The organism is Candidatus Hydrogenedentota bacterium, assembly GCA_012730045.1.
In the GTDB taxonomy this organism is placed as follows: Bacteria; Hydrogenedentota; Hydrogenedentia; order Hydrogenedentales; family CAITNO01; genus JAAYBR01.
Genome location: JAAYBR010000141.1, coordinates 1 through 25,049, shown reverse-complemented (window position 1 = coordinate 25,049; position 25,049 = coordinate 1). Strand labels below are relative to the sequence as shown.

Here is a 25,049-nt window from a genome sequence, read left to right as displayed (position 1 = left end):
TGACCTCGGTGGACTCCCCGGTGTTCACGCTGGCGATCGGGTCGGGCCTTCCCGCGCTGGGCCTGCTGGGCCTGGGCGCGCTCGCGGCGGCCCTCGGCCTCGGCGGCGCGGCCGCAAGCCGGCGGCGGAGAAGCTGACGACCGCATTTGATTGACTGAACGGCCCCGGACGGCGCGCAACGCCGTCCGGGGCCTTTTCTGTCCCAGGCGAGACGAAGGGGAGTCCTGGCCGGCGTTGCCGGCCATTCGACGGATCGGTCACCTCCGGCTATTCACATGCTTCCCCTGCGGGGAAGCATACCCCGCACACACAAGAGCGCCCACGGTTCGTTCCGAAAAGCGTCAGGGGTCTGAAGAAAAGAGAAGGTGGTCCCTCTGAAACGTGCCCTCGCCGCGTCCGGGCCAGCCGTTCACATCGCAGAACTGGTCCCATAGCGGGCAGGTCCGGCTCCCTCCACAGCCCCCCCGTCGCCCGAAAACTTCCCCGGGACAACATCGTCATCAAACTGTGACCCCCGCCCGCGCGGCCACTTCAGCGGGGGACGGCCAGAAATGCACCACGCCGTCGAAGTCGCAGGACACCATGCGCCCGTCCCGGAGGAGGGAGGCGTTGACAATGTGGTTCCCGTGGCCGGCGCAACGCGCCAGACACCAGCCCGTCTTCACGTCTCGGATGAGCAGGAAAGTCTCATCGCCGTGCCACGCAAGATGATCCCTGTTCACGATAAAGCGGGCGTCCGGGGTGACGGCGACACGGGGCCACGAGTCGCAATGGCGGAAGCGGCGGATGCAGTGTCGTTTCGCGACGTTCCACACCCGCACATATTTCCCGCAGCCGGTCTCGACCACCGTCATCCCGTCGGGAGTGATGTCCAGCTCGTGGACGCAGCGTCCACCGAACCTCGCGAGGACCCGCCCGCTGTCCACGCGCCAAACGCGAAGATCGTGGTCCCATCCTCCGGAGATCAGTCGGGTTCCGTCTTCGGTGAACCGCAACGCCTGGATGAGGTCCTTGTGGCCTCTCAGTTCGCGCAGACGCGCTCCCGTGGCGCAGTCCCACAGGAACAGCTTCCCCCTGTCCGACCCTGTGGCCGCAATCCGCCCGTTGGAGGTGATGGCCACGCATGTCACGAATTCCGTGTGCCCCTCCAGAACGACGGGCGTCCGGGATCGGGACAAGTCCCACAGATGCACCGTATCCCCCCCGCAAACCACGCGGCGGCCGTCGGGCGTGATGGCCAGCGCGCCCACCTGCCCACCCTCCGACTGAAGGACGGCGGCGCAGCGGCCGGTTTCGAGATTCCACAGGCGGATGTGGTCACACTCCTCCCCGTACACCGCCAGCCGCCCGTCCGGCGTGACGGCGAACCCCTCCACGTCGTATTTCTTGCTGTGTTTCAGCCGGACGGTCCGGAGCGGCCGGACCTCCGGCGCCGCCAGCGCTTCGCGAATGTGCTTGTTCATGGTTCTACAGCCCATCGGTTTGGAGGAAAGTGAAGTGAAGCTGCGGATGAAACCTTGAGCCTGAAACGGCTCCGACCCTTTCCCTGTCTTGTCCGGCAATTGGATACTACTGACGCCTGAACACACTGAACGTACCGGCACGTCATGACGTTCTCCCTATTTGGTTTTCCGGCCTTCCCGGTGGGCCCGCACGCGTTCGCCGAGTTCGCGGAGGGTTTTCACGTCTATGTCGCGGAGGCGGCCGTCGTAGTTGGGGCCGACGTCAATGGAGAACAGGTTGCCGTGCTTCTCCGCGCCGAGCCAGTCTTCGAAGAGTTTTTCGGCGGGGTGGCACAGGGCGTCGTGTTGGGGCAGGGAGTAGAACCAGTCGGCGCCGCCCTCGTGGGCCGGCAGGATGGGGTAGGTGAACTCGGCGGCGAGATAGCCCGTGTATCCCTTCTCGGCGTCCTTGTTGTACTCCGAGGCGGCGGCGTCGCCGACGGGGCCGGGGCGGCCGCGCTCGCGCAGGCAGAGGTCGCCCGCGGGGTCGCCGTGGTTGAACCCGACGAAGCAGTCCGGCTGGAACTGTTTCACCCAGGCGGCGGTCTCCGCATGGCCGAGGCCGCCGTCGCCCTGGGCGTGGTCCATCCAGAAGAAGGCGATGGGCCCGTAGCCCGTGACCAGCTCGCGGAGCTGCTCCTTCTTGAGGTCCGGGTTGTTGCTGGACGCCCACACGGGGTCGCCCCATTTCTTCCCGCCGGGCTTCATGCCGTCCTCCGGCAGGGGCTCTTTGATCCAGGCCCAGTCGCCCTCGGAGAAGTAGAGCGCGAGTTTCAGCCCGTGCCTGTCGCAGGATTGCCGCAGCTCGGCGAGGACGTCGCGGCCCAGGGGGGCCTTCGTCACCTTGAAGTCCGTCGTCTTCGTGTCCCACAGGCAGAACCCGTCATGGTGCTTGGCGAGGAAGAGGATGTAGCCCATGCCCGCCTCCTTCGCCGTGCGGCACCACTGGTCCGTGTCGCAGTCCGCGGCGCGGAAGAAGGCGGGGTCCGTGACGCCGCGGGTCCACTCGTTCCCCGAGAAGGTGCTGAGGGACCAGCAGACAAACATGCCGCAGCGCAGGGCGGACAGCTCCCGCGCGCGGGCCGCGTCGTCCTTCGCCTCCGGCGCGCCCGCCGCCAGGGCGGCGCACAGGATCATTCCCGCAAGGGTGTTCATGGGTCTCTCCTTTTCGTCAGGGCCGGGTGCGTCCGGCGGCCTTGATCTTGTCGAGCTCCGCCGTCATCTCCGCGACCTTGTCCGGCATCTTTTTCGCCAGATCCCTCTCCTCGCCGGGGTCGTCCTGCAGGTTGTACAGCTCCGGTTTCTTCCCCTCCGGCGCGATGAGCTTCCACGGGCCCCGCCGCAGGGAAAGCATCTTCTTGTTGTACGCCTGGACGACCAGATGGTCGCGGTAGAGGCGCTTCAACTCCGGGCGCGCCAGCGCGGGCAGGACGTCGAAGCTGTCCGGCCCCGCGTCGTCGGGCAGGGTCTCCAGGCCCGCGGCGTCGGCGAACACGGTCATCATGTCCACCAGCCCCAGCAAATGGGCGCACTCGCCCCCCGCGCGGATGCGGCCCGGCCAGCGGGCCAGCAGCGGCACGCGGTGGCCGCCCTCGAAGAGCTGGCCCTTCTGCCCGCGCCAGGGGGCGTTCGGCGGCTGCTTCGCGTGGAGTTCGTTCGTGCCGTCGTCATAGGTGTCCTTGATCGCACCGCCGTTGTCGCTGGAGAAGACGACCAGCGTGTTCTCGGCGAGGCCGAGGCGGTCCAGCGTGTCGAGGACCCGGCCCACGGCGGCGTCGAGCTGGTGGATGACGTCGCCGCGCCACCCGCACCCGCTCGTGCCGCGGAAGCGGGGGTGGGGCACCATCGGCTCGTGGATGTCGTGGGGGCAGAACTGGAGGTAGAAGGGCGCGCTCTTGTGCTTTTCGATAAACGCTGCGGCGCGCGCGGCGAACACGTCCGCCAGGTCCTCGTCCACCCAGCGGGCGGCGTGGCCGCCGGCCATGTAGCCGATGCGGCTGATGCCGTTCACGATGGCCTTCGAGTGCTGGGGGTCCGCCTTGATCTTCAGCAGTTCCGGGTGCGACGTTCCGGTCGGCTCGTCGCCCACGGGGTTCTTGTAGTCAATCCGGATGGGGTCGGCGGGGTCCAGCCCGGCGACCCGGTGGTTCTCCACATAGACGCAGGGCACGCGGTCACCCGTGGCGGGCATGTAGAACGCCTCGTCGAAGCCCACCTCCAGCGGCCCCGGCTTCACCTCGCCGTTGTAGTCCACGGGGGACTCCGGCGTGCCCAGGCCCAGATGCCACTTGCCCACCAGCCCCGTCGCGTAGCCCGCCCCCTTCAGGACCGACGGGATGGTCGGCCGCCCGGGCTCAATGACGAGCGGCGCGTCGCCGTCCAGGATGTGGTCGCCCCGCTCGCTGCGCCAGGCGTAGCGCCCCGTGAGGAGGGCGTAGCGCGTCGGCGAGCAGACCGACGCGGGCGCATGGGCGTCCGTGCAGCGCACGCCCTCGCGGGCCAGCCGGTCCAGGTTCGGCGTCTTCACCTCCGGCGCGCCGTAGCACCCCAGGTCGCCGTAGCCGATGTCGTCGGCGAGGATGAGGACGATGTTCGGCTGCGCGGCGGACTCCGCCGCCCCCGCGCGGCGCAGCAGGGCCGCCCCCGCGGCCGCCGCCGCCACCCCGCGAAGAAACGCCCGCCGTGTCGCCATGCCCGGCCTCCCGTGAACGCGCGGCGGCCCGCCCGCCGCGCACGGGCATGGTAGCACAGGGTGGGGCTCGGGGCGGTCGGACAAGTCGGACAAGTCGGACGGGTCAGACCGGTCGGACAAGGACTTCCATCAGACCGATCGGTCGGATCCGTCGGATCGGTCCGATTTCTTTCTCGTGTTACTTCCCGAAGGTGCCGGCGTGGTATTCCTGGAGGGAGAGCACGTGGGCGGTGCTTTCGCGGAGGGCCTTGATGCCGGCGAGGCCGGCGCGGGCGGCGGCGAGGGTGGTCATGATGGGGATGCCGCGCTCGATGGCGGCGCGGCGGAGGGCCTTCTCATCCTCCTTGGCGTCGCCGCCGAGGGGGGTGTTCACGATCCAGTCCACGTCGCCGTTGATGATGCGGTCGAGGATGTTGGGGCGGCTCTCGCCGACCTTGGCGACCTGTTCGGCGGCGATGCCGAGGGCGGCCAGCCGGGCGGCGGTGCCCTCGGTGGCGAGGATGCGGAAGCCGAGGGCGGTGAGGCCGCGGGCGATCTCCTCCTCCCCGCCGGGGTGCTGGCGCTTGAGGCTGAGGAAGACGGTGCCCTTGGTGGGCAGGGTGTTGCCCGCGGCGATCTGGCTCTTGGCGTAGGCGAGGCCCATGGTGGCGTCAATGCCCATGACCTCGCCGGTGCTGCGCATTTCGGGGCCGAGGAGGATGTCCACGCCGGGGAACTTGATGAAGGGGAGGACGACCTCCTTGGCGGAGACGTAGGCGGGGGTGGGGTCCTCGGTGAAGCCGAGTTCGCGCAGGGTCCTGCCCGCCATGACGCGGGCGGCCAGCTTGGCCAGGGGCGCGCCGATGGCCTTGCTGACGAAGGGGACGGTGCGCGAGGCGCGGGGGTTCACCTCGAGGAGGTAGACATCGCTCCCGCGCACGGCGTACTGGATGTTCATGAGGCCGATCACGCCGAGCTCGCGGGCCAGGGCGCGGGTCTGGTCCTTGATCCGCGCGATGACGTCGGCGGGCAGGTCGTAGGGCGGCAGGATGCACGCGCTGTCGCCGGAGTGGACCCCGGCCTCCTCGATGTGCTGCATGATGCCCGCGACCACGACGAGTTCGCCGTCGGAGATGGCGTCCACGTCCACCTCGACGGCGGCCTCGAGGAACTTGTCAATGAGGATGGGGTGCTGGGGCGACGCCTCGACGGCGTAGGTCATGTAGCGCTCGAGGGAGGCGCGGTCGTAGACGATCTCCATGGCGCGGCCGCCCAGGACGAACGACGGGCGCACGATGACGGGGTAGCCGATGCGGTCGGCGATTTCGGCGGCCTCGGCGAAGGAGGTGGCCGTCGCGTTGTCCGGCTGGAGCAGGCCGAGCTTTTCCACGACCTCGCGGAACAGCTCGCGGTCCTCGGCGCGGGCGATGCTGCCGGGGGAGGTGCCGATGATGGGCGCGCCCGCGGCCTCGAGGCGCTGGGCGAGGTTCAGCGGGGTCTGGCCGCCGAACTGCACGATGACGCCCTTCGGCTTCACCCGGTCAATGATGTTCATCACGTCCTCGAAGGTGACGGGCTCGAAGAAGAGGCGGTCCGACGTGTCGTAGTCCGTGGACACCGTCTCCGGGTTGCAGTTGACCATGACGGTCTCGTACCCGTCGTCCTTCAGGGCGAAGGCCGCGTGGACGCAGCAGTAGTCGAACTCGATGCCCTGGCCGATGCGGTTGGGGCCGCCGCCCAGGATGATGATGGACTCCTTCCCCGTCAGCTCCACCTCGTCCTCGTTGTCGTAGGAGGAGTAGTAGTAGGGGGTGTGGGCGGCGAACTCGGCGGCGCAGGTGTCCACGAGCCGGTAGCCGGGGATGACGCCGAGTCCCTTGCGCAGGGCGCGCACCTCGAGGTCGGTCTTCCCCCAGAGGTGGCCGAGCTGCTTGTCCGAGAACCCCAGCTTCTTGAAGCGGAGCAGCGTGGCGGCGTCCGGGTCGGGCGTCGCGCGGATTTCGGCCTCCGCCTCAATGATCTCGCGCATCTGGCGCACAAACCACGGGTCCACCTTCGTGGCCTCGCAGAGGTCCTCCACGGACACGCCGAGGCGCAGGGCGTTCGCCATCTGGAACAGGCGCTCGCGGTTGGGCTTGCGCATCGCGCGCAGGAGCGTCTCGCGGTCGAGGCCCTCCGCGTCCGACGCCGAGAGGCCCTTGCCCCGGCCGTCGCCGCCCAGGCCGAAGCGGCCGATCTCCAGGCCGCGGATGGCCTTCTGGAGCGACTCCTTGAACGTGCGGCCGATGCTCATGGTCTCGCCGACGCTCTTCATCTGCACCGTGAGCGCGTCCTCGGCGCCGGGGAACTTCTCAAAGGCCCAGCGCGGGATCTTGGTCACGACATAGTCAATGGTCGGCTCGAACGAGGCCGGGGTCTCGCGCGTGATGTCGTTGCGGATCTCGTCGAGGGAGTAGCCGACGGCGAGTTTCGCCGCGATTTTGGCGATGGGGAAGCCCGTGGCCTTGGAGGCGAGCGCGGAGCTGCGCGACACGCGGGGGTTCATCTCGATGACCACCAGGCGGCCGGTTGTCGGGCACACGGCGAACTGCACGTTCGACCCGCCGGTGTCCACGCCGATCTCGCGCATGATCGCCACGGAGGCGTCGCGCATGAGCTGGTACTCGCGGTCCGTGAGGGTCTGCGCGGGGGCCACGGTGATGCTGTCGCCCGTGTGCACCCCCATGGCGTCGAAGTTCTCGATGGAGCAGATGATGACGACGTTGTCGTTCAGGTCGCGCATCACCTCCAGCTCGTACTCCTTCCAGCCGAGCACCGACTCCTCCACCAGCACCTCGGTCACGGGGCTGGCGTCCAGCCCGTACTGCACGGCGCGTCCGTACTCCTCCCTGTTGAACGAGACGCCGGCGCCGGAGCCGCCGAGGGTGAAGGCGGGCCGGATGACGGCCTGGTAGTTCACCAGGGCGCCGAAGGACCACGCCTCCTCCATGGAGTGGATCACCTCGCTGCGGGGCACCTCCAGGCCGATGCGGATCATGGCGTCCTTGAACTGGCCGCGGTCCTCCGCCTTCTTGATCGGCCCCAGCTTCGCGCCGATGAGCTCCACGCCGTACTTGTGCAGGATGCCGCGCTCCGCCAGCGCCACGGAGAGGTTGAGGCCGGTCTGGCCGCCCACGGTGGGCAGCAGGGCGTCGGGCCGCTCCCGCTCGATCACGCGCTCCAGGTATTCGACGGTCAGCGGCTCCACATAGACCCGGTCCGCCGTCTCGGGGTCCGTCATGATCGTGGCCGGGTTGCTGTTCACCAGCATCACCGTGTAGCCCTCCTCGCGGAGGGCCTTGCAGGCCTGGGTGCCCGAATAGTCGAACTCGCAGGCCTGCCCGATGACAATGGGCCCGGAGCCGATGATCATGATCTTCTTGAGGTCTGTGCGCTTCGGCATGCCGCTGTCCTTTCCACGCGGGGCGCGCCGCGGGGCGCGCCGCCGCGCCCGCGGCGCGGCCGGTTAATAACTGATGTCCACCACCCGCAGGGAAAGCTCGCCCGCGGGCACCTGGGCCACCGCCTCCTCGCCCGCCGCCAGGCCCATGAGCGCCTTGCCGATGGGCGACTGCGTGGAGAGCTTGCCCGCCATCAGGTCCGCCTCCACCGGGCTCACGAGCTGGTACACGCTCTCCTGGTTCGTCTTCAGGTTCAGCACCCGCACTGTCGCCCCCGTGTACACCCGCGACATGTCCATGTCCGCCGTGTCCCGCACCACCGACCGCGCGATCTTGTCCCCCAGGTCGCGGATCCGCGCGTGCACCATCGCCTGCTCCTCCTTCGCCGAATGGTACTCCGCGTTTTCGCTCAGGTCCCCCAGGCTCCGCGCGTGCTCAATGGCGTCCGCCACCCGGATCCGCCGCTCATTAAGCTCCGCCAGGTCCGCCTTCATCCTCTCCAGCCCCTCCGCGGACACATACAGTTTTTCCATGTCGCCTCTCCGTCGGGTAAAAAATCGCCGCCGCACCCTGGCGTCGGCGGCCTCTCGCGCTGGACCCAAAGTATACCAAATCCCCGCCCCCGGGGGGAAGGGCGGGCCTTCCTTGAAGGAAATTCCCCTCCTTTCCGGCCTCCCGCCCTCCTTGGGCGGCCGGTGTTCCCCCTGCCGGGGGGCCTCCGGGACGAAGAAAGTGCTTGACATTCAGACTGGTTTGTGGTACAAACTAGTTGTGGCTGGTGGCATGAGCCCCGGCCATGAGGCCAATTGAAGGTACTGTAAGCAGCCCTCAGGGCTGGGACCTTGCAGAAATTCCACAACGAAGGAGGTGAAAGAAAATGAAGAAAGTTATGTTTGCGATGGCTTTGGTTCTTATCGGCGGTGCGGCGTTCGCGGCGTCGGTGGCCATTCCGTGGTTCGCGGATGCGACCAACACGGGCGTTGGCTATCCGGTCAACCAGAACACCTTCGTGTCCCTGGTTTACCTGAAGAGCAACGCGGATGTGCCGCTGGTGTGCTCGATCGCCTACTACAACCCCGATGGTGACTTCCTCGGCCCGTTCGCTCCGAACAACACGTTCGCGATTGCCCCGCAGTCCGCGCTGGCGTTCCGCCCCACGGCGAACGACCCGACGGCGGCCATCGGTGGCGTCCAGGGTGGCCAGGAAGGCGGCCAGGGCGTGCTGGTCCCGAACCGTCCGCGGTCCGTGGATGGCGCTCCCATCCCCGGCACGACGGTGGTTGACACCCGTATCAACGGCTCCATCACGGTCAGCTGGGAGATCCCGGCCGGCTACGATGCCGACAAGGGTTCGAAGCTGATCCAGGGTGCGGTTATCGGCCAGGGGCGCGCCGACGCGGTGGTCGTCTCCTACGGTTACCTGCTGCCTCCGGGTCTGTGATCCTGGGCACAACGTCCTAATAGCACTCGCGCGAAAGCGGGCATGTCGGGTGACATTCCCGCTTTCGCTTTTTTTGTCTCACCGCGCGAAGAGGGCGCGGCAAGCAGCGCCCCTACCTGCCCAGGCCCCGGGCATACGCGAAAACACCAAGATCCTCTCGCAGGGGCGCGGCAAGCAGCGCCCCTACCTGCCCATGCCCCGGGCATACGCGAAAACACCAAGATCCTCTCGTAGGGGCGCCGCTTGCCGCGCCCTGCCTGCCCAGGCCCCGGGCATACGCGAAAACACCAAGATCCTCTCGTAGGGGCGCCGCTTGCCGCGCCCTGGAGCGGGCCCGAAAGCCGTCGTCTTTCCAACGATTCGGGGACCGTGCCGGCAAGCGGGAACCCCGCCCCCGGGAAGGGGTATCATGGAAGGGGAATCCGGCCGCAGGCTGCGGCGGGCTTCCGGGACACCTCACTGCTCATGGCAACACCCGCATTGCTCCGGCGCCTGGGTGCCGTGGTCCTGTGCCTGGCCCTCGCCGGGCTGCACGCGGCGTGCTCGCCCGCCGGACCGCCGAAACCCGCCCCGCTGACCCTGCGGACGGCGGACGGGGCCGCCGTGACCGCAGTGCTGCACGCGCCGGACCCGCGCGCCGCGCGGGAACGCCCCCCCAGCCTGCTGCTGGTTCCCGGCCCCGGCCGGGACCACGGGGTCTGGGAGGGGTTCGCCGCCGCCGCCGCCGCGCGCGGGTATCTGTGCGCCGTCGTGGACCCGCGCGGCCCTGGCGTGCCCGACCGCGCCGCCGGGAAGGGCGGGCCGGAGAGGGGGCACCCGGCCCTGGCCGACCTGGCCGCCGCGCGGGAGGCCCTCGTGGCGGCGGGCGCCGACCCGGAGAACCTCGCCGTGGCGGGCGAGGAATTCGGGACGACCCTCGCGCTCCTGTACGCCCTCGCCGAGCCGGCCGTCCAGGCGGTGGTTGGCGTCTCCCCGGTCCTCGAAATGGGGGGGCTCGACGCGGAGCGGGTGGTCCGCGACCTGAAAGACTGCCCCGCGCTCTTCGTGGCGGCGGAGAACGACGGCCTCGGCGCGGCGGCGGCGCGCGCGCTCAAGGCCGCCGCGCCGGTCTTCAGCGAGGTGCGGCTTTACCGGGGCACGGCATCCGGCGCCGACCTCTTCGCGGCGCACCCCCAGGCGATGGGCGAGGTCTTCACCTGGCTGGAGGGCATCCTCCACGCCGACTGACCCCGCCCCCTGTCCCGGGACGGTGCGCCGCGCTTGACATGGGGGTGTGCGGCGGGTATCTTTTCGCAGCGTTGTTTTGCGCGCGCCCCCGGTCTGCGGGGGCAGAGGAGTCCGCCATGGCAGCAGCAGAGCAGGCCGCCCCCCTCATCTCGGTGGAGCGGCTGACCAAATCCTTCGACGGGCATCCCGTGCTGCGGGACGTCACCCTCCGGATCGAGGAGGGCGACCTGGTGTCCGTCATCGGCCCGTCGGGCTGCGGCAAGACCACCCTGCTCCGGTGCATCAACTGCCTGGAGCTGCTGGACTCGGGCCGCGTGTGCGTGGCCGGGGTCGCCCTGGAGCGCCAGGACCGCCACAGCCAGCCGGACCGCCTCTTCGCGGACCAGGCGCACCGGCTCCGCGCGGAGGTGGGCATGGTGTTCCAGTCGCTGAACCTCTTTCCGCACAAGACGATCCTGGAGAACATCATCCTCGCGCCGATGATCGTGAAAAACGAGCCGAAGGACGCGGCCGTGGCGAACGCCCGGCGGCTGCTGGCGAAGGTGGGGCTGTCCAAGCACGAGAACCGCCACCCGCACCAGCTCTCCGGCGGGCAGCAGCAGCGCGCGGCCATCGCCCGCGCCCTCGCCATGAACCCCAAGGTCATGCTCTACGACGAGCCCACCTCGGCCCTCGACCCCGAGCTGGTGGACGAGGTGCTCCAGGTCATGCGCGACCTGGACAACGAGGGCATGACGCAGGTCGTCGTGACGCACGAGATGCGCTTCGCCCGGAACGCCTCCGACTACATCGTCTACATGGAGCACGGGGAGATCGTCGAGATATCCGACGAGGATGAGATTTTCATCAACCCCAAGGATGACCGGACCCGCCGCTTCCTGCGGCAGTACATGGAGACGGCATGATGAGCGGTTCCCTTTTTCGCGTCTCCGGGGCGCTGGCGGCCGTTCTGCTGCTGATCCTGGGGGCGTCGGCCGCGCCCGCGCAGACGGATTCCCCCGCCGCCGACCCCGCCGCCGTTGCCGTGGTGGAAGCCCCCGAAACAGAATCCGCCGCCGCGGAGGAGGAGGAAGAGGCGGAGGGCGTCCCCATCACGCCGGAGATGGCGGCGGAGGCCGAGGAAACGGTGGAGTACACCGACGCGGACTTCGCGGGGGTGGAGGCCCCCGCGGCCGACGCGGGCATCCTGCGCTACGGCGCGGACCTCGAGGGCGGCGTGCCCTACATTTACGACGACCCGGAGAACCCCGGCACCCTGGTCGGCTTCGAGGTCGAGATCATGGACCACATCGGGGGGAAGCTCGGCCGGAAGCCGGTCTTCGTCCAGAACGACTGGGACAAGCTGATCCCCGGCCTCAACCGCGACCTGTACGAGATGGCGATCCAGGGCCAGGAGATCACGCCGGAGCACGAGGAGGCCGTCGCCTTCTCCGTGCCCTACTACGTCACCGCCCTCCAGCTCTGCGTGCGCCAGGACACCTTCGCCGTGTCCTCCCTGGCGGACTGCCGGGGGAAAACCGTGGGCGTGCTCAAGGCGTCGCTCTCCTACTACATTCTTGCGGACCTGGGCGGCGTGGACATCCGCGCCTATTCCACCGAGGTCAACGGCTTCAACGACCTGGAGAACGGGCGGCTTGACGCGGTGCTTTTCGACGGCCCCGTGGCCCTCTACTACGGCGGCCCGCGCCCCGGCGTCAAGTTCATCAAGCAGGAGATCGGCCGCATCAGCTACGGCTTCGCCTTCCCCGCGGACGAGCCGGAGCTGCTGGCGCGGGTGAACGAGATTCTCATGGAGATGCGCGGGAACGGCGAGCTGCGCCGCATCCTGGACCGGTGGAACCTGTGGAACCCCCTGGTCGCCGCCGAGTTCGGCGACTACGGCCCCCCGAAGAGCGACCCCGTCCTGTACGACCAGTGGGTCGCGCAGCAGGGGCAGGTTTCGGGGTTCCCGGAGAAGATCAAACGCTACATCGGCTTTCTGCCGGTGCTGGGCAGGGGCGCGCTGATCACGCTGGAGGTCTCCCTGCTCTCCATGTTCTTCGCCGTTGTGCTGGGTTTCCTGCTGGCCACGGTGCGCGTGTACGCCCCGCGTCCGCTGTCCCTGCTGGCCACGCTCTACATCGAGATCATCCGCGGCACGCCGGTGCTCATCCAGCTGTTCTTCATCTTCTACGGCCTCCCCTCGGTCGGCATCCGGTTCTCGCCGTTCTGGGCGGGCGTGGTGGGGCTGGGCATGAACTATGCGGCCTATGAGGCGGAGAACTACCGTGCCGGGTTCATCAGCGTGCCGCACTCTCAGATGGAGGCCGCCCTCGCGCTGGCCATGAGCCGCTGGCAGTCCATCCGCCACGTCATCGCGCCCCAGGCCTTCCGCGTGGTGCTGCCCCCGGTCACCAACGACTTCATCTCCCTGCTGAAGGACTCGTCCCTCGTGTCCATCATCACGATGATCGAGCTGACCAAGACCTACCAGATGCTCGCCATCACCTACTACGACTACTTTGGCACGGGCCTCATGGTGGCGGCCATCTACCTCCTCCTCGGCCTGCCCTTCGTGCGGCTCGCCCGCTGGACCGAGAAAAGACTCGCCGTGGCCCACCCCGGCGCGCGCCGGTAGACGGCGGAAAGGCACTTTCATGCGGGTTCATGTGATCGAGGGGGCGGGAGGCTGCGCGTTTGCCGCCGGGCGCCGCGCCGTGGCCGTCGTGGTGGACGCCCTGCGCGCCAGCGCCACAGCCGCCGCCCTGCTCCACGCGGGGGCGGTGGACATCCTCGCCGTGCCCGGGGTCGGGGGCGCCCTTGCCGCCCGGCGGGAGCGCCCGGACGCCCTGCTTTACGGCGAGCGCGGCGGCCTGCCCCCGGAGGGGTTTGACCATGGCAACAGCCCCGCCGAGGCGCATCACGCCGCGGGGCGGCGCGTGGTCTTCACCACCACCACCGGCGCGGGCCGTCTGAGCCAGTGCGCGGGCGCGGGCGCCGTGCTCATGGGCACCGTGGTCAACGCCTCGGCCGCCGTGGCCGCCGCGCGCCGGCTGGCCGGGCCGGACGGCGAGGTGGTCTTCATCCCCGCCGGGCTCATGGACGATCCGGCCTTTGACGCGCAGGAGGACCGCGCCGCCGCCGTGTTCCTGCTGGAGTGCCTGCGGAGAGAATGCCCGGACGCGGAGATCGGCGAAGGGCGGGACCTGCGCGCCGCCTATGCCGCGCGCCTGGCGGAGGAGGGCATCCTGCGGCTCTTCGAGACGGCCCCCCACGCGGAGAAACTCCGCCGGATTCACCTGGAGTCCGACATCCCCCTCTGCGCCGACCCGGACCGTTATCCCGCCGTTCCGCTGGCCGCCGCGCTCTCGCCGGAGGGGGTGCTGCTCCGGCGGGCCTGACCCGTCCGACCGGTCCTAGCCGGGGAAGTGCATGGCCATGGCAAACTCCATGGCGAAGTCGGGGTCCGTGCTGAGGTCCACATGGCGGACGGCGCGGGCCAGGGCGTCCACGCGGGCGTCGTCCGCGCGCGAAAGGAGGACCCGCTTGGCCCCCGCGAGGGAGGTGTTTCCGGCGTAGTGCACGCGGCTGGCGGGAATCTCGCGGGGGAGCAATCCCACGCGCAGGGCGTTTTCCCGGCGGATGTACTGGCCGAAGCCGCCTGCAACGAACACCCGGTCCACGCCGTCGAGGGCGGGCCCCGCCTGCCGGAGGAGGAGCAGGATGCCTGCGCGGATGGCCCCGGCGGCCAATTGCAGCTCGCGCACGTCGCGCTGCGTGAGCCCGAAGGGGCGTTCCGGCGGGCCGCCGACCACGAAGAGCGGGCCGCCGTCCGGGGTGCGCGCCACGCGCGCGGCGACGGCCTCCGGGGTGCCCGGGGACAGCGCCTCCGGTCCGGCGAGCCTTCCGTCCGGAGCCAGCAGCCCGGCGGCAAGCAGCTGTCCGCAGAGGTCGAGGAGGCCGCTGCCGCAGAGGCCCCTGGGCGGGCCGCCGCCGATGACGGAGAACTCCGGCGCGTCGCCGAGGACCACCTTCTCCACGGCGCCGCGGGCGGCCCGCATGCCGCAGGAGATGCGGGCCCCCTCGAAGGCGGGGCCCGCCGCCGTGCTGGCGGCGAGCAGCGCCCCGTCGTGGGCGAGCACCAGCTCCCCGTTGGTGCCGATGTCTATGAGGAGGCTGACCCCCTGGAGGCTGTCCAGCCCGGCGGCGAGGATGCCCGCCGCGGTGTCGCCGCCGACGAAGCCGCCGATGACGGGGAACAGGCGCAGCTCCGCGTCGGGATGGGCGGGGAGCCCCAGGTCGCGCGCGCGCAGGCGGGGGCCGTCGCCGAAGGCGGGCGTGAAGGGCACGCAGCCGAGGGGGGACGGGTCCACGCCGCAGAGCAGGCTTTCCATGGTCGTGTTGCCCGCCGCCGCGAGGGCGTGGACCTGTTCCGGCGAGGCGCCCGCGTCCGCGCACAGCCCGCGGATCATCTCCGCGATGACCGCGCAGACGGCCTGGCGCATCTCCAGGCGCTCCTGCTCGCCGCGTCCCGCGCGGGCGATGCGGGCGAGCACGTCGTCCCCCCAGACCGTCTGGGGGTTCATGGCCGCGGCCACGCCGCGGTCCGCGCCGTCGCGCAGGTCCACCAGCGCGGCGGCCAGGGTCGTCGTGCCCACGTCCACCGCGACGCCGAAACTGGGCGCGGTGTCCGCCCCGCCACGGAAGGCCAGCAGGCGGCTTTCGCGGACCACGGCGGCGCCCGCGTAGTCCGCGGCGCGCAGGCCCGCGGTGAGTTGGTTGAGGGCTTCCGGCGCGGCGGCCAGGGGGGGTGCGCCCGCTTCCAGCGCGCCCGCGGCGCGCAGGGCGGCGTCCAGCCGGGGGAGATCAGGCAGCCCCTCCTCCAGCGAGGGGGCCGTCATGCGGACATGCGCCTGCCGGACCACGGGGTCGGCCGCATCGCCGGAGGAGACGCCGTGCCCCGTGACAATCTGGTGGTCGCCGCCGAAGAGCGAGCTGCCGGGGAGATGCACGCGGAGATCGCCGGACACCTGATGGCGGCACAGGAGCCGCCACCCGGCGCCGAGGTCCTCCAGCGGGAGGGTCTTGAGTTCGGCGGGCAGCGGGTCGGGGGCCGGGTCGAGGCGGGCGCGGCATTTGCCGCAGGAGCCCGCGCCGCCGCAGGGCGTGTTCACGGCGAATCCGGCCAGGGCGGCCGCCTCCAGCAGCGGCGTGCCGGCGCGCGCCTCCACGGTGCGTCCCGGGGGGTCAAAGGTGATCTTGCAGCACTTTCCGCTCAAGGGAAGGGGTCTCCGGCGGGGCCACCGGGGACGGCCCGCGCGGGCCCACTATATCGCGGCGCGCCGCCGGGGTCAAGGGCGGCGCCGTCATGGGGGCCGGCACCCGCCCGGACGCCGCCCGGAGAGCCGCGTTGATGGGGGAGGGGCAGTCGTGACACAATGGAACCGCGCCCGGCGCGACCGGGCTGCGCAGGAGTGATGACCATGCGTTTTTCCGCCCTTCTTCTCGCCGCCGCGCTTCTTTCCGCCGCGGCCCAGGCTGTTCCTGTGGAGTCCCTCGGCCGTCCATGCACGCCGATTCACTATCTCGGGGGGGCGGCCGTGCGCGACACGGCGGAAAACGTGGACTATGTGGTGATGTCAACGGCCAGCGAAGCCGAACCGGCGGGCCTGCTGTTCATCAACCCCGGGAATGATGACGTCCGCCCCGTGCAGGCCCCTTCGGGCTCCGGCGCGTGGGCGATCGCGCAGATTCCCGGCACGAACCAGGTGGCCGTGGGCGCCTATTTCAACGGCCATGTGCTGGTGTTTGACATGACCGAGGGCCGCTTCGTCAAGGAGATTCCCGTCGAGGGCCAGGCCTGCATCTGGAACTTCGCCGCCGGACGGGACGGCCGCCTCTATTTCGGCACCTATCCCGGCGGGCTGCTGTGCGCCCTGAACCCCGCGGACCTTTCGGTGGAGGTGCTTGGCCCGGGCGCGCCGCCGAACACCTCGCTGCGGCGGGTGTCGGTCCTGCCGGACGGGCGGCTCCTCTGCGCGTATGACAAGGAAGCCCCGGCGGTCCGCCTGTTCAATCCGGAGGACAAAACGTTTTCCGATCCGCCTGACTCCCTGAAGGGCGTTTTCGGGGGCGTTGTGTGGAATGGCCTGTTTGCGGCGGGGAACCGCTTCTTCGACGCCGCCCTCGCGGAGGTGAAGCCCCCCTTTCCCGTGCCATCATCGGACACGGAGCCCTGGGCCGTGATTGAAGAGGCGACAACGGAGTCCGTTCTCTGGTCCCGACGGGGGGACACCTACTTTCGCGCGCAGGCGGGGGAGTCCGTGCTCGCCCCCGTGGCCGACATCGCGCTGCGGGGCGGGCGCTTTGTCGCAGGCCTGCCCTCGGGGGATGCGTTCGGCGTCCGGGGATGCGATTATTTCACCTTCGGCCCGGGGAACGTCTCCATGCTGAGGAAGCCCGTGCGGGTGAAGGGCACGCCCCGGCCCCCGCTCTTTCTTGCGGCGGACAGTGAGATGAGCCAGATTTGGGGAGCGCCCCTTTTCGGCCCCAGCCTGTTTGTGATGACCCCCGACAGCAAGGCCTACACCGTCACGGACAAGGCGGTGGACGCCGAAGGTGCCGTAAACGCCCTTGTCATCGTCAAGGGGATGGTTTATGGCGTGTGCCACGCGCAGGGGGACATCTTCCGGCTGGACCCCAACCTGCCCTGGGAGCAGTATGAGCGCAAGAACCCCGTCACCATCGCGTCCCTGGGCGTCCGCGGCTACACGCACCCCCGGGGAGGGCTCCTGATGGGACACGACGGCAAACTGTACTCCGGCTGGGCCGCAAAGCCCGGAACCGCGGGCGGGGCCGTTGCCGTGACGGACCCTGAGACCGGTGAAACGGAACTGGTGGAGAACCCCTTTGGCCGCCAGGCCGTCTCAGGCCTCGCCATGGACGAGTCGCTGATCTATGTGGGCACCAGCGTGGAGCCCGCCGGGAAGCCCGGCGAAAAGGGCCCCGCGCCCCAGCTTGGCGTGATGGGGGTGGACACCCGCCAGCCCTACAAGAACTTCCCCTTCGAGGGGTCCGCCGGCGTCACCTGCCTCGGCCGAAACCCCGCACTGCCGCGCCTGGCCTTTGCCGTGGACAACGCGTTCCGCATGCTGGACACCGCATCCCTGGAGCTTCTCCCGCCGCCGGAAACGCCCTATCCGCCCGTCACGGGCGGGGCCATCATCGCCGCGGGCAGCCCGTACTTCTTCTACCCCTCCGGCGCCTTCATCATCCGCGTGGACGCGGCCACGGGCACCTTTGAGACCATTGCCGAACTTCCCGGACAGATCGGCGCGTTCACCGGGTTCTTCGCGGGGGACTTGTTTGCCGCCTGCGGCAACGAGGTCTACGGCATAGACATCACCCCCTGACGGGCACCGTTCGCGGAGCAAAGACGCCGCCCCCGCCGCATCGTGCGCCGGGGGCGGCGTGTTGTCTTAACTCACGCGGATGCCCTAGGCGAGGGGATCCCCGGCCCCGCCAAACAGCAGGTTGCCCAGGAAGCCGAAAATGCCGCCCAGCACGAGCTCCACAACGAAGGCCACAAAGTATCCGATCACGGACGTTGCAAGATCTGCACCCATTGGAAAGTCCTTTCTTTCAGCGCGTCAGGCGTTGCCTGGGCGCGGTTGTCTCCACCGTCACTGCGAGGGGGCTGCGCCGCCTCACGCGCCCAGACCGAGGGCCCCCGTGATCAGACCGGTCAGCAGCCCGATCACATACTCCGTGAAGAAGGCCGCCAGCAAGTCGAAGAGTCCCGTGAGAAATGAAGTCAACACCATGATCGCATCTCCTTGTTATGGTTCATCCACCGCGCCCCGGGCACACGCTGTGCCGGAAGCATTTCCCGACCTTGACCCACAGTTTGTTCCGGGGAGAGCCCGGCCCTCCTGGACGGCCAAAGTTTATCACACTATTCTTCACTGGTCAATGTTTGCTCCGCGGTGGCGCGGCACCAACCCGGCCACGGGGACAACGGCCTACACCATACCGTTTGCCCGAGACTCGGACACGCTGTCACGGCCGCGATGCGTCCGGGCTAGACGTGAACCGGCAAACCGGCAACAACGCTCCACGCGGCGGGCCTGCCGCGCCACCAGCAGGCACAGAGCAGGTTCCGGGCCACTTTGCATTCCAACGGCTGCATGTTTTTCGGGGAAGGATGCCGGGGACGCGCAACGCAGGGTCCCATGAGGGGTTATGCTGCATGAAGAACCTGCCGAAGCATCGGGGGGGGCTGAGGTGAGCGTGCGCCGAATCTTGAAAAACCTTCCCCAGGGTAGGATATCCTTGAAAAAAAATACCACCATGCAGGGCCATGCTCACCCGTGCGTGCATCGGAGGAGGAGACCCAATAAACAGACAATGCCCCGAGCCGCAGATAACCGGCTTTCCACACGAAGGAAGGTGCCGGACGCCCTTTCAAAAGCGGGAGGCTCCTGGGGTTGAGGCGCGGCATCTGCAAGGGATGCGGGCGGGGGCACAGAGGGGACACGGGCCGCCCGAGGTCCGTGCCGCCCCCCTGCGCGCGTTGCGTCCGGCCCCGTTCGCGGAGTATGGTGGCGGCATGGTCTGGATACCCCCAAAACCCTTCGCGTGGAACCACTGCGGCACCTGCGGCGCGCCGCTGGAATCCGCGCATGACGGGGAGCGCGAGCGTCCCTGGTGCCGCGACTGCAACCGGTTCTATTACCGCAACCCCGTGCCCGCCTGCTGCGTCCTCGTGGAGGATGGCGCGGGCGGGCTGCTCTTCGTGCAGCGGGCGGTGGAGCCCGCGCTGGGGCGTTGGAGTCTGCCCGGCGGCTTTATGGAGGCCGGTGAGCGCGCCGAGGAGTGTGTTGCCAGGGAGCTGGAAGAGGAGACCGGCCTGATAACCGAGTCCTGCCGCATCCTGGGGACCGGCGCGGGCCACAATGCCCTTTCCGGGCATGTGCTCGTGCTGGGTTTCCTTGTGGAGCGCTGGCGGGGCACGCCGCGCGCCGGAAGCGACGCTCTGGACCTCGCCTTCGTGAAACGCGACGCGCGTCCGGAGGTGCCCTTCACGGCCCACCGCGAGCTCTTGGCCCTCTATGACACCCTCGTCGGCGCTTCCCGTCCAGACTGAGCAAAGCCGACGTCGGCGACGGCCCCGGCCTGGAGGGAAAGGCCGTCCGCACCCGGTGTGACACCCCATCCCGCGGGCAAGGCTCCCCGGCGCGCAGCAGAACCTTCTCCGAGGCCAGGACAGCCGTATCCAGCGCCGTCGGGATACCGCCTCCCATCCCCCCCCCATGCCACCTCTCCCGCCCAAAAAAGAATCCGGCCACCGGAGGAACCCGGTGGCCGGACGAATGTCAGGAGGAAAGACTTACTTCCTGCGGCGGATGCCCACCGCGCCGGCCAGGGCGCACGCGCCCGCCAGCAGGGCCAGACCCATGCCGCCCGCAACGGGGAGGCTGCCTTCCGGCAGGACGGTCAGCACGGCCGGATCGGTCAGGAACACGGTGGCCTTGTCCGGGATGTTAAGCTCGCAGCTGTAGGAGCCGGCATCGGCCACGGTGACGGGGTCGAACACCAGCGAGGAGCCGGTGGCGTCCGTGATGGGGGCACCACCCTTGAACCACTGGAAGGTCGCACCCTCGCCGGTCATGCCAACGAAGGCAATGCGCAGGGTGACGGTCGTACCCTCTTCAAACTTGCCGGCACCGGTGACGAAGGCAAGGTTCGGGGGGGTCTGGAGGGGGTCAAGCTGGGCGTCAATGGTCGCCGCCGGACCCTGAGCCTTGAAGTAGTTGTACTCTTTGCGGTTGGAGGCGCCGTCGCCGTCCGCATCGCCTTCCGGGCCAAGCTGCGGCACGGCGGTCGTGATGGCGCCAATGCCGCCATCAGGCGCGTCAACACCGATGCCTTCCAGCAGGCCAAGCAGCTCATCCAGGGCGGCGTTGGTCGTGGCGTCGCCCAGCGTGGGGAACGCGCCAAGGACGGAGCAAAGGGAACCCAGAAGATGCGGGACGATCCCGCCAACCAGGGCACGGATGTCTTTCTCGTCGGACTTCTTAAAGCTGGCGTTCGCCAGCGCCTCAACCACGATAGCCTTGATGGCGAGCGTGTTGCTCTGGAAGGCGGCCAGCGCGGCATCGTGGTAGGGATTGCTGGGCGTGTTGAGGACGCGCCCCAGCAACCCCAGCTCGTACTGCCCGTCCGGGATGCCGTTCGGCTGGACCGGAATGTCGGCCTCCGGGTCAGGGTTAAGCGGGCCGTTGATGTCGGCGTTCAGGCACTGGATCAGGAAGGCGAACTGCTCAACTTCCTCGGCAAGGTCGCCCAGCGGGCCGGCCGAGCAGAACACCGTGTCCAGAATCGCGCAGAAGTCATACTCGCCAACGGCCGGCCAGGAAAGGGCGGGCGCCGCGTAGTTGGCGTCCATGATGTTGAACGTGGGCAGCGGGCTGAAAGGCAGGCCCGGCTGTCCTGCCGCCGGACACCCGGTGAGATCCGGCACGGGGGTGTACTGCGCGAGGGCTGGTGCACCCACCAGCGCGACAGCAAGGGCAATAAGTCCAACGAGCATCTTCTTCATGACAATCTGTCCTCCTTGGTTACAAAACCGATTTGGGCTTCATACATCCACACCACAAAGCCTCACGCAACATGCGAGAAATGCTTGCGGTCAACGCCGCGGGACGCGAGCCACGCGCAAACGCCCGCGTGCGTCTTCCGTCACTTGTTATCTTACAACACTTTCCCCTGATTGTCAACCCCTTTTCTCGCCTATTTTTCCGGGGGGCTGCCCAGCCCGTCCCCCGTCCGGCCAAAAGTTGACAGGAAGGGGGTTTCGTGCCATGACGAGGGGGGAGACCAGTTCCATGGGTTCTAGCGAAAACACCAGGCAAGACGGCCCCTTTCCGGTCCTGCCGGGCGTTTCGGTGGTGGTGCCCACCTATCGGGAGGCGGCCAATCTTCCGGAACTGCTTGCCCGGTTGGACCAATTGCGCCGGGAGCACGGTCTCGATCTGGACGTGTTTCTCATGGATGATGACAGCCGGGACGGCACGGAGGAGGCGGTGGCGCGGGCGGGGTTGGACTGGGTCCGCCTGACGGTGCGCACCAGGGACCGCGGGCTGAGCGCGGCGGTGATGGACGGATTTAGACTTGCAGACAAGCCCGTGGTGCTGGTGATGGACGCCGATCTGAGCCATCCGCCCGAGAAGATTCCGGAGATGCTTGCCGCCCTCGCGGGGGGCGCCGACTTTGTCATCGGGTCGCGCTACGCCCCCGGCGGCACCACCGCCGAGGACTGGGGGCTTCTGAGCTGGATCAACAGCCGGGCGGCCACGCTGCCGGCGCTCCCGTTCACGCGGGTGAAGGACCCCATGAGCGGCTTCTTTGCCTTTCCCCGGACGCTGCTGGACGCGGCCCCGCCGCTGAACGCGGTGGGCTACAAGATTGGTCTGGAGGTGCTGGTGAAATGCGGCTGCCGGCGCGCGGAGGAGGTGCCCATCCATTTCGCGCAGCGCCACCGCGGCGAGAGCAAGCTCAGCCTGCGCGAGCAGCTGCTTTACCTCAGGCACCTGCGGCGGCTGGCGGTGTTCAAGTACGGGCACCTGGCCCACTTCTCGCAGTTTGCCCTCGTGGGTTTTCTCGGCACGCTGGTGAACCTTGCCGCGCTCACGGCGCTCGATGCGGCGGGCGTGCCGCTCCAGGCCGCGGTGGCTCTCGCCATCTTCATCGCCATGCTTTTCAACTTCGTGCTGAACCGGCAGATCACCTTCGCCGAGACGCGCGGGGGGAACGTGATGAAGCAGCTTGGCGCGTTCGTTGCGGCGTGCTCCGTGGGGGGGGCGGTGAACTACGCGGTGACACTGGGGGCGGTTCGGGCGTGGCCCGCGCTGGCGGGGCTGCCGCAGGCGGCCGCCGTGCTCGGCATCCTCGCGGGGCTCACCTTCAATTACCTGGCGAGCCGCTACTGGGTGTTTGGGGCGCGGCGTCCGCGCTGAGCCCCTCCGGCAGCAGGGGCAGCAGCATCTCCGCGATGGCGCGCGCCTTGCGCTCGATGCCCCGGTTCTTCATGTGGAAGATGTCCCCGAAGACCTCCTTGCCCCCGCGCACCCTGTCCGCCTGGTCGCACAGGAAGGCGAGATTGGCCATCTTCGCGCGGATGTCCCGCCGTTGCGCCGCCTCTCCGGGAAGGGTCAGCGGGTTGAGGCGTTTGTCCAGCGCGCGGAGGCTCCGCACCACCCGGCCGGACGCGGAGGTCTCGCTCACCCATTTTGGAAACAGGCCGTGGCAGATGTCGTTCGCGGCGTTGTACACCACGATCATGTCCGGCTCCAGCAGGAGGTAGTCCGCCAGTTTCAGGACGCGTTTGTCCGAGTTGATGCCCGACACGCCCGCGTTGACCACATCCACCCGCCGCCCGCCGGGGGCGCGGCGCACGCGCCGGCCGCGCAGGCGCCCGCGCGGGCCCTGAAAAGGTCCTTTGCGAAAAACCACGCGAGGGCCAGCAGCACGGCGCCCATGTACCATGTGCCGATGGTCCACCGGAACCCCGCCACGGCGCCCGCCGTTTCCGGCACGAGGAAGAGGTTCCAGAACGCCTCCGACGCGTTGAGCTGGTAGGTCATGCCGATGGCGTCGTCCGCGAAGAGGTCGCCGACCAGCTCGTTCAGGTTGGGAACCTTCATCCACGTGTCGGTGGACGACTGGTCCCAGAACCGGATCGAGGCGATGTACACGGCCACCGGGGCCACGGCGAGGACATGCAGCCCGATCCACTTGCCGATGCGCCGCCAGTCGCGGGGAAACGCGAGCGCCCAGAAGACGAACTCGGTGAAGGGGATCAGCACCGCGAAGGGATGGGTCCAGAAGAGGACCATGTTGTTCAGGCCGTGGAGGACCCACCACCGCCGCCCGCCGCCGCCCACCAGCCTCGCGTAGCTGTAAACCGACACCGCCGCCAGCACGGTCATCAGCCCGTACATGCGGATTTCGCGCGAGAACTGGATGTGGATCGGCGAGAGCGCCACGCACAGCATCACCAGGAGCCCGCCGCCGGGGCCGAAGAACAGCCGCCCCAGCAGGTAGCCCGCGGGCAGCAGGAGCATGCCGATCAATATGGAGAGATACCGCTGGGTGTCGAAGTCGTTGCTGACGTGGCGGCTCCACAGGTACTCAAAGGTGTAGTAGAGCGGCATCGTCGCCGGGTCCATGGACCGGTTCTGCTTCCAGAACCCCAGGAGGCTCGGCGCCGTGTCCCGGATGACCGTCTGGTTCCACCGCACAAACTGCGGGTCCGCGCTCCAGTCCGACGGCGGCTCCAGATGCACCACGCTGGTGAACTCGTCCCACCAGATGGACTCGCGCTCCAGCCCGTAAATGCGCGGCAACAGCCCCGCCAGCAGGATCAGGGCGAACAGCAGCGCGTGCAGCGGCCGGCCGGAAAGGAAACACGGGCGCGCCGCAGCCTGTTGCATCCCCGGGCGGAATGGTGCATCATGGGCCCCGGTGTTTGCGGTGCGGATGCAGGAATCCGGAGGGTTTGCGCGTGGCGCGGGACACATACGGTTCGCCGGGGCTGCGGCTCGTGCAGCTGCTGCTCTTGCTGGGGTCGAACGGCCGGCAGTATTCGCTGACCCGGCTGGCGGGGATTTTCCGCTGCTCGCGGCAGACGGTGCTGCGGATGCTGGAGAACCTGGAGCGGGTGCCGGGGATCACGGTGGAGAGCTGGATGGAGGGGAACAACCGGTTCTTCCGCGTCACCCCGAAGACGGTGCCCGCCGGGGTGGCGGTGGACGCCCACGCCCTGCGCTACCTGTGCCTGTGCAAGGACATTGTGCAGCACCTGCTCCCCGCGAAGGTGAAGGAGGAGATCAACCGGACCATCGGCGCGGCGGCCTTCCTCACGACGGACGGGGCGGACATGCCGCCAACCCTCGCGGAGAGCCGGGGAAAGGGCATGATTGACTACACGCCCTTCCACAGCCACCTGGAGACGCTGCAGGAGGGCATGGCCGCCCACCGCCTGTGCCGTGTGGTCTACCGGAACAAGCTGGGCGGCGAGACGAAGGAGCACCTCATCGGCCCGATGAAGCTGGTCGCGTTCCGCGAGGCCTTCTATGTGCGCGGGCGGCGCTTCACCGCCGACGGCGCGCCTGCGGGCGACAAGAAGCCGATCACGCTGGCCGTGCACCGCATTGTCCGCGCCGCGCTGACGGACACCCCCTTCACGCCCGGAAAGGACACGAGCCGCAAGGGGCTCTTCGGTTTCGACTTTGATCCGCCGTTCCGCGTGCGGGTGGCGTTTTCCGCCGCCGTGGCCACCTATGTCTCCGAGCGGCGCTGGAGCGCCGACCAGCATTTCCGCCGCCGCCGCGACGGGTCCCTCGTCCTCACCTTCACGGCGTCGAGCCGGCCGGAGGTGAAGTCGTGGGTGCTGGGGTTTGGCAGCGAGGCGGAGCTGTTGGAGCCCAAGGCGCTGCGCCGCGAGGTCGCCGACATGCTCGCGGAGACCCTGGCGATCTACGGCAACGGACGCGGCAACAGTTGAAGAGCAGGCAGCCCGGATGTGCGCACGTCATTGCGAAGGCGCGCAGCGCCGGAAGCAATCGCGTGCAGGCAGGGCCGCGGCGGGAACGGGATGGCTTCGCTTCGCTGCTAATGAAGTGGACGTATTCTTCCGCGCCCCAAGCCGCCGGTTTTTCTCTGCCAAACGTGGAAATGGCCGAAAGCGAAAGTCTTGGGCATCCCGGAGGGATGCAGGACATTAGCCG

Annotated in this window: 19 protein-coding genes; 10 read left to right on the top strand and 9 right to left on the bottom strand. The window is 68.9% G+C overall.

The genetic code is table 11. From position 1 onward, the window contains the following. A partial coding sequence (locus GXY15_15190) for a hypothetical protein (GenBank protein NLV42556.1) occupies positions 1-137 on the top strand: 137 nt, incomplete at its 5' end. Between the two features lie 363 nt (positions 138-500). Here the strand turns inward: GXY15_15190 and GXY15_15185 are convergent. The 5 genes from GXY15_15185 to greA all read right to left on the bottom strand — a co-directional run bounded on the left by GXY15_15185 (position 501) and on the right by greA (position 8,146). Beyond that, positions 501-1,463, bottom strand: a complete 963-nt coding sequence (locus GXY15_15185; protein ID NLV42555.1) for a WD40 repeat domain-containing protein — start codon at positions 1,461-1,463, stop codon at positions 501-503. 156 nt (positions 1,464-1,619) lie between these two features. Further along, a complete protein-coding gene (locus GXY15_15180; GenBank protein ID NLV42554.1) occupies positions 1,620-2,657 on the bottom strand; it encodes a hypothetical protein in 1,038 nt (345 codons plus the stop codon). A 16-nt stretch (positions 2,658-2,673) separates the two neighbouring features. After that, a complete protein-coding gene (locus GXY15_15175; GenBank protein NLV42553.1) occupies positions 2,674-4,194 on the bottom strand; it encodes an arylsulfatase in 1,521 nt (506 codons plus the stop codon). A gap of 178 nt (positions 4,195-4,372) precedes the next feature. Beyond that, complete coding sequence (gene carB / locus GXY15_15170) at positions 4,373-7,615, bottom strand: carbamoyl-phosphate synthase large subunit (protein ID NLV42552.1); 3,243 nt, start codon at positions 7,613-7,615, stop codon at positions 4,373-4,375. A gap of 63 nt (positions 7,616-7,678) precedes the next feature. After that, entirely contained in the window at positions 7,679-8,146 is a 468-nt protein-coding gene (greA, locus tag GXY15_15165; GenBank protein ID NLV42551.1) for a transcription elongation factor GreA, read from the bottom strand. Positions 8,147-8,490: 344 nt separating this feature from the next. On the opposite strand from greA, the gene GXY15_15160 reads away from it, so the two are divergent. The 5 genes from GXY15_15160 to GXY15_15140 all read left to right on the top strand — a co-directional run bounded on the left by GXY15_15160 (position 8,491) and on the right by GXY15_15140 (position 13,661). After that, a complete protein-coding gene (locus tag GXY15_15160) occupies positions 8,491-9,054 on the top strand; it encodes a hypothetical protein (GenBank protein ID NLV42550.1) in 564 nt (187 codons plus the stop codon). Between the two features lie 465 nt (positions 9,055-9,519). Beyond that, positions 9,520-10,281, top strand: coding sequence for a hypothetical protein (locus tag GXY15_15155; GenBank protein NLV42549.1), 762 nt, complete (start codon positions 9,520-9,522; stop codon positions 10,279-10,281). Positions 10,282-10,397: 116 nt separating this feature from the next. Continuing rightward, positions 10,398-11,186, top strand: coding sequence for an amino acid ABC transporter ATP-binding protein (locus GXY15_15150; protein ID NLV42548.1), 789 nt, complete (start codon positions 10,398-10,400; stop codon positions 11,184-11,186). A 197-nt stretch (positions 11,187-11,383) separates the two neighbouring features. Then, positions 11,384-12,898, top strand: coding sequence for an ABC transporter permease subunit (locus GXY15_15145; protein NLV42547.1), 1,515 nt, complete (start codon positions 11,384-11,386; stop codon positions 12,896-12,898). Between the two features lie 19 nt (positions 12,899-12,917). Next, positions 12,918-13,661, top strand: coding sequence for a 2-phosphosulfolactate phosphatase (locus GXY15_15140; protein ID NLV42546.1), 744 nt, complete (start codon positions 12,918-12,920; stop codon positions 13,659-13,661). Between the two features lie 15 nt (positions 13,662-13,676). Here the strand turns inward: GXY15_15140 and GXY15_15135 are convergent, their stop codons facing one another. Next, positions 13,677-15,539, bottom strand: a complete 1,863-nt coding sequence (locus tag GXY15_15135; protein ID NLV42545.1) for a DUF4445 domain-containing protein — start codon at positions 15,537-15,539, stop codon at positions 13,677-13,679. Positions 15,540-15,743: 204 nt separating this feature from the next. Between GXY15_15135 and GXY15_15130 the strand changes: the two genes are divergently transcribed. Next, the gene (locus GXY15_15130) at positions 15,744-17,672 is read left to right on the top strand and encodes a hypothetical protein (GenBank protein NLV42544.1); all 1,929 of its coding nucleotides are present in this window, start codon (positions 15,744-15,746) and stop codon (positions 17,670-17,672) included. A gap of 947 nt (positions 17,673-18,619) precedes the next feature. After that, positions 18,620-19,405 carry an NUDIX domain-containing protein gene (locus tag GXY15_15125; protein NLV42543.1) on the top strand — a complete coding sequence of 262 codons (786 nt, stop codon included), beginning with the start codon at positions 18,620-18,622 and terminating at the stop codon, positions 19,403-19,405. A gap of 243 nt (positions 19,406-19,648) precedes the next feature. Here the strand turns inward: GXY15_15125 and GXY15_15120 are convergent, their stop codons facing one another. Then, entirely contained in the window at positions 19,649-20,860 is a 1,212-nt protein-coding gene (locus tag GXY15_15120; GenBank protein NLV42542.1) for a hypothetical protein, read from the bottom strand. Positions 20,861-21,146: 286 nt separating this feature from the next. Between GXY15_15120 and GXY15_15115 the strand changes: the two genes are divergently transcribed. Then, complete coding sequence (locus GXY15_15115; GenBank protein NLV42541.1) at positions 21,147-22,277, top strand: glycosyltransferase family 2 protein; 1,131 nt, start codon at positions 21,147-21,149, stop codon at positions 22,275-22,277. Here GXY15_15115 and GXY15_15110 read toward each other — a convergent pair. Next, the gene (locus tag GXY15_15110; protein NLV42540.1) at positions 22,225-22,689 is read right to left on the bottom strand and encodes a hypothetical protein; all 465 of its coding nucleotides are present in this window, start codon (positions 22,687-22,689) and stop codon (positions 22,225-22,227) included. The two genes, GXY15_15115 and GXY15_15110, sit on opposite strands and share 53 nt — an antisense overlap. Further along, positions 22,635-23,753: a hypothetical protein gene (locus GXY15_15105; GenBank protein NLV42539.1), complete on the bottom strand. Its 1,119-nt coding sequence runs from the start codon at positions 23,751-23,753 to the stop codon at positions 22,635-22,637. The genes GXY15_15110 and GXY15_15105 overlap by 55 nt, the downstream gene beginning before the upstream one ends. A 71-nt stretch (positions 23,754-23,824) precedes the next feature. On the opposite strand from GXY15_15105, the gene GXY15_15100 reads away from it, so the two are divergent. Further along, the gene (locus tag GXY15_15100) at positions 23,825-24,826 is read left to right on the top strand and encodes a WYL domain-containing protein (protein NLV42538.1); all 1,002 of its coding nucleotides are present in this window, start codon (positions 23,825-23,827) and stop codon (positions 24,824-24,826) included. Positions 24,827-25,049 lie beyond the last annotated feature (223 nt).